Origin of the sequence: Brevibacillus sp. SIMBA_040, from assembly GCF_046535075.1 — a bacterium.
Taxonomy (GTDB): Bacteria; Bacillota; Bacilli; order Brevibacillales; family Brevibacillaceae; genus Brevibacillus.
In genome coordinates, this window is the sequence record NZ_JAWRXI010000082.1 from 1 (window position 1) to 364 (window position 364).

Sequence of the window (364 nt, forward strand, 5' to 3'; positions counted from 1 at the left end):
TGTTTCTTCTTCATAAAAATAGGCCCACAAAAAAAAAATGTGGGCCTATTTTTTATTGGTAATCTTTTAGAGCTGGTGATCTCCTTGAATAATTGTCGGTTGTCCCACTGGCTGTTGAGTATCTGGATTAACTGATTGATAGTATACAGCGCATTCCATTTTTTCCTGTCCGCATTCAGACCTCTTATTAGGTAGATTATCAGGACCTATATAGTTTCCGGATAGATCGAACCATTGTAAATCAGTATCAGCTGATTTTACTGTTTTTTTCTCTGGAGCAGGTGCCATAGCAACTGCTGCGGTTAGACCTGCTGCTACAGCTAGCAGTCCTAACATACTTGTTAATTTTTTCATGATATAAAAT

At 37.6% G+C, this 364-nt stretch carries 1 protein-coding gene; it reads right to left on the minus strand.

What is annotated here, in order from left to right; genetic code table 11:
- Nucleotides 1-66: 66 nt before the first annotated feature.
- On the minus strand, nt 67-364 hold a 298-nt coding region (locus SB752_RS32065), incomplete at its 5' end, for a hypothetical protein (protein WP_410719448.1).